Source organism: Microcystis sp. M165S2 (assembly GCF_020245885.1).
Lineage (GTDB): Bacteria > Cyanobacteriota > Cyanobacteriia > Cyanobacteriales > Microcystaceae > Microcystis.
The window spans coordinates 1-4912 of record NZ_JADBTZ010000090.1 but is presented as its reverse complement, the minus strand read 5'-3'; the positions used below and the strand labels follow the sequence as shown (position 1 = coordinate 4912).

At 42.9% G+C, this 4912-nt stretch carries 4 protein-coding genes; 2 read left to right on the top strand and 2 right to left on the bottom strand.

Annotated elements, in window-relative coordinates; genetic code table 11:
- Nucleotides 1-982, bottom strand: a 982-nt coding sequence (locus IM479_RS04960) for a 2-isopropylmalate synthase (protein WP_287684930.1), incomplete at its 3' end; no start/stop codon positions are given.
- Between the two features lie 176 nt (nucleotides 983-1158).
- Here IM479_RS04960 and IM479_RS04955 point away from each other — a divergent pair.
- Both IM479_RS04955 and IM479_RS04950 read left to right on the top strand, forming a co-directional pair.
- Nucleotides 1159-1494 (top strand): hypothetical protein, encoded by a 336-nt coding sequence (locus tag IM479_RS04955; protein ID WP_286825681.1) that lies wholly within the window; start codon nucleotides 1159-1161, stop codon nucleotides 1492-1494.
- A 122-nt stretch (nucleotides 1495-1616) separates the two neighbouring features.
- Complete coding sequence (locus IM479_RS04950; RefSeq protein ID WP_287684928.1) at nucleotides 1617-3164, top strand: FAD-dependent oxidoreductase; 1548 nt, start codon at nucleotides 1617-1619, stop codon at nucleotides 3162-3164.
- A 27-nt stretch (nucleotides 3165-3191) separates the two neighbouring features.
- On the opposite strand, the gene IM479_RS04945 is transcribed toward IM479_RS04950, so the two are convergent.
- On the bottom strand, nucleotides 3192-4700 hold the full coding sequence (locus IM479_RS04945; protein ID WP_287684927.1) for a helicase C-terminal domain-containing protein: 1509 nt from the start codon (nucleotides 4698-4700) through the stop codon (nucleotides 3192-3194).
- Nucleotides 4701-4912 lie beyond the last annotated feature (212 nt).

Below are 4912 nucleotides of genomic sequence, written 5' to 3'. Positions count from 1 at the left end.
TGAGTTTATGTTTTAACACCCCGTCCTGATGGATTCCCGACTCGTGTGCGAAAGCGTTAGCACCGACGATCGCCTTATTCGGTTGCACGATCATGCCGGTAAGATTAGAAACTAGGCGAGAAGTGCGATAGATTTCCTTGGTGTTGATCTTGGTTAAAGGTTCCGTGGATTCTGGGGGACGACCAAGGAAAGGATTAAAATAGGAGCGCCGGACATGAAGGGCCATCACCAATTCTTCTAGGGAAGCATTACCTGCGCGCTCACCGATACCGTTAATGGTACATTCCAACTGTCGAGCGCCATTTTTAACTGCTTCGAGGAAATTAGCCACCGCTAACCCTAAATCGTCGTGACCATGGACGGAGATAATCGCTTGGTCGATATTGGGGACATTTTCCTTAATTCCCCGGATTAAAGCCCCAAATTCGCTGGGGGTGGTGTAACCGACGGTATCGGGAATGTTAACGGTGGTGGCTCCTGCGGCGATCGCTCTTTCGAGGACTTGATAGAGGAATTCCGGATCGCTGCGGCCGGCATCTTCGGGGGAAAATTCCACATCATTAAGGAAGGATTTAGCATAGGCCACCATTTCTGGCACAATCTCAAGAACTTCCTGACGAGTCTTCTTAAGTTTGTATTGGAGGTGGATATCGGATGTGGCTAGGAAGGTGTGAATTCTGGGCTTGGCGGCGGGTCTGAGCGCATCGGCGGCAGATTTGATGTCTTTTTGGGTAGCCCGGGCTAATCCGCAAATAATCGGGCTATCAGCTTCGCTGCCGACGCTGGCGGCAATTTTCTGAACCGCTTCAAAGTCCCCCGGACTAGCGTGGGGAAAACCCGCTTCAATGACATCAACTCCCAGTCGTGCCAGTGCGCGCGCTATGGTTAGCTTCTCATCCACATTTAAAGCGGCACCCGGGGACTGTTCCCCATCTCGAAGGGTGGTATCGAAGATAATCACACGGTCTGGACTGGTATTCATAGTTTTTTTGTACCGTTAACGAACTTGGGAGTTGTTCCTCTGATTATAGCAGCCGCGGCCGAGGGGATTGTTAAGGAAAATTACGCTGAGAATTTCTCGACTTGCTCGCGCTTTTCCTGCTTGCCCTTTTTTTGGCTACCATAGAGGATATAGATAAATTGGCGAGGGAGTTAACAATGTTTGGCAAACCAGCGAAAGAACCGAACCCACCGGAGGTAAAAGACCTACAGGAGGTGATGTTTTCGATTAAGCAAAATCTCGAACCAGATCAGGATAAAACTGATATTAATCTTGTTGAGACTCCCCCGCCAGAGGTGGTTACTGTAGTTGAAAATATTAGTAAAATTCTCTCTCCCTATTTTATCGTTTTGGTGGGTTTATTCCTCTATGATCGGAATAGTTTTATCGGTTTTTTGTTAGTATTTACGGGAGTTTTAGCGATTTTCGGAGTTTCTCTCAAGGATATTAATAAACTCGTTGAAGCAGGGAAAAAGTTTTTCCAATCTAAATAGTTTTTACCTCTGGATATGGTGATAACTGATAACTGATAACTGGTAACTGATAACTGATAACTGATAACTGATAACTGATAACTGATAACTGATAACTGATAACTGATAACTGATATAAGATTATGTCTTTAGTTGCATCTTTACTCGATCGAGTATCTCCTCAGAGTTTACAACAATTGCGAGCCTGCGATCGAGCTTGGCAAGCTTTGCGCTTAGAAAATCCAGTTATTCCTACGGTAATTAATCAAAGTCAAGAATTTTTAGGAGAGACGGATTTTGATCTAGTGATTGCGGGGGGAACTTTGGGAATTTTTATCGGGGCTGCTTTGCAAACTAGGGGCTGGCGTGTGGCATTATTAGAAAGAGGTATTCTGCGCGGTCGTGAGCAGGAGTGGAATATTTCACGTTTAGAATTAAGCAGTTTTTTAGAGTTAGATTTATTGACAGAAGCTGAATTAAATCAAGCGATAGCGACGGAATATAATCCTGCGAGGGTGGGATTTTATCAAGGTTATGAGCTTTGGGTTAGAGATATTTTAAATATCGGTGTTGATCCGGTTTATTTGCTAGACACTTTAAAAACTAAGTTTTTAGAAGCGGGAGGAAAGTTATTAGAAAATTCGGGGTTTAGCGGGGCAATTGTTCATAGCGATGGAGTAATGGTTAAAACGGGAGAAGTAACTTTAAAAACCCGTTTATTAATCGATGCGATGGGTCATTTTTCGCCAATTGCAAAACAGGCAAGAAAAGGAGAAAAACCCGATGGAGTTTGTTTAGTGGTGGGTAGTTGCGGTCAGGGTTTTCCCAGTAATGAAACTGGTGATTTGATTTATTCTTTTACCCCAATCTTGCACCAATGTCAATACTTTTGGGAAGCATTTCCCGCTAGGGATGGTCGGACAACTTATTTATTTACCTATCTCGATACCCATCCCGATCGCTTTAGTTTAGAATTTTTGATGGAGGAGTATTTAAGATTACTGCCGGAGTATCAAAAGGTGGATTTAGAAGCGATAAAATTTCAGCGTTTTCTAGCGGGTTTTTTCCCGGCCTATCGTCAAAGTCCTTTAAAAATGCCTTGGGCAAGAATTCTGGCAGTGGGAGATAGTAGCGGTAGTCAATCTCCGGTAAGTTTTGGTGGTTTTGGGGCAATGGTCAGGCATTTAAAAAGGCTAACTTTCGCCATCGAGGAAGCTTTACAAATCGATGCTTTAAACCGAGAAGATTTAGCCCTTTTACAACCATATCAACCTAATATATCGGTAACGTGGCTATTTCAAAAAACCATGAGTGTCCAGATAGATGCTAACCCTAATCCCAATCAAATTAATGACTTAATGAGTGGAGTTTTTCGGGTAATGGATAAGTTGGGAGATGAGGTATTAAAACCGTTTTTACAGGATGTGGTGCAGTTTTCTTCCCTCTCAAAAACTTTGCCTTTGGTTAATCCTCAATTAGTTTTACCGATGATTCCGCAAGTGGGTATCAGTCCTTTTATCGATTGGACGGGACATTATTTTAATTTAGCTTTGTATAGTGGTTTATATCCCTTGGCAGCCACCTTAAAACCTGTTTTAGAAAAGTTACCCGACAAGCAAAAATATCTTTACCATCGTTATTTAGACAGTTGGAAATATGGCTCTGGGGGAGATTTTATCAGTGATCAGTAATCAGTGAACAGTAAACTGATAACTGATTTAATCTTTATCTTGAAAAAATTGTTGATCGAGATAATTAACTTTAGCATAGGGTTCTAAAGCGGAGAGAATTTGTCGGCCATAACTGCGGGCATTGACACGATTATCGAGGACAGCCACACAACCTTGACACTCCCGGAGAGACTGGACAGATTTCTGAATTTCCCTCACTGCTGTGGGTAAAAGATAGGCACGAAACCAGTCGAGATGTTGTCGTTTGTAGTAAGCAATTTTGCCAGCAACGAGAGGATTTTCGGGGGATGGTAAGGGTAAAGTAGCGATAATTAATAAACTGGGAGTCGGAAATTTTTCTTGATGGGTTTGCCAGAATTGCCAACCACAAACCAGAATAGTATTATTATTAATCTCAGTTTTTTCCCCTTGCACTCGCGAACCGTAATCGGCTGCGATTTGGGTGGCAATTTGTGCCTTGAGGGGAACATCTTCAATCAGGATCACGATCGGTTGTTCACTGGTATGATTAGCACTAACTAATTCGCGCACTTGCTTTAATAACATCGGTTGAAATTCGGGTGTGTTGGGGGCGCTGATGCGATCGGGTAGATATAAATGAATATATTCACTTTCGCGATCAGCTGCAAACTTTAGAGTTAAAATATCTCCGATGCCCTGATTTTGACGGTATAAATTAGCGGATTTTTCGCTATCTAAAAAACTGCCGATTAAAACAAAGGGTTGCTGCTGCCAAATTGGTTTGAGAAAACTAGCCACTTCCAGAGGACTGATTTTTAGGGTAAATTCTTCTCGATCTCGATCTACTGATGTCCAGAGGAGATAATTATGATCGGGGATTTTTGCCGCTAAAAGTTGCCAAGCAGAATCAGTGGCTAAGTCTTGATCCAAGCGTTGCAGGAGAGCAATTATATATTCTTTTTCTTTGGCATCAATAAGATAGCAATTATAGGGATTAATTGGATGACCAAGAATACTTTGGCTAAGTTGTGCTTTAATTAAGTCTATAAACTCTCTATGCTGGGGATATGCTGACCCTAAAGCGAACCACTGTTCGGGAGTAATGGTGACGGTGAGATAATCTACTAGACAAGTTTCTAAATCTTCGGCTCGATCGATTATTGTGGGGATATTCTGGGGAAAATGACCGAGATTGCCCAATTTATCCTCTAACCATTTTTGGGGTGTGGTGAGGAGTAAACCCGTAAAATTAGCGGGAAAGCGATCACTTTTGAGGATATCTCGCTGAGTTTGTAACCATGCTTGCAGATGGGGGATTTCCACTTCTAACAGTAGGTTTACTTCTGACTCCGGGGCAACAACTAGAACAGGTGTATCAGCTAAAAGAGCTGGGGTGAGATAACTCAGACAATAACGGGTGAGAGTAGTTCCAGTTTGTATGAGAGAGGAACGTTTTAGGCGTAAAGCTCTAGCCACCAGTCGCCCCATAGTGAGATGATGAGACCAGTAAAAGCGCCCTTGTTCCCGTAAAAAAGCGCGTAGGGAAGAATGAACCGCTGCTTCTAATAAAACCATCTCATCTCAGTTATTGGTTATCAGTGATCGATCATCGAAAATTTTGGGTCTGAAACCCCGTCGTTCTACGACGGCTTTACGTTAGAATTAAAAAGACCGTCTCGAAAACCAAGTGGGCGGACAGCACCTTGAAAACTCGGCTTAGGGGGTTCCGTTCAGAAAAGCTTGTCCGGGTAAAAAGTCGCGCGCAACAAGTACAAGAAGCGTTTAGT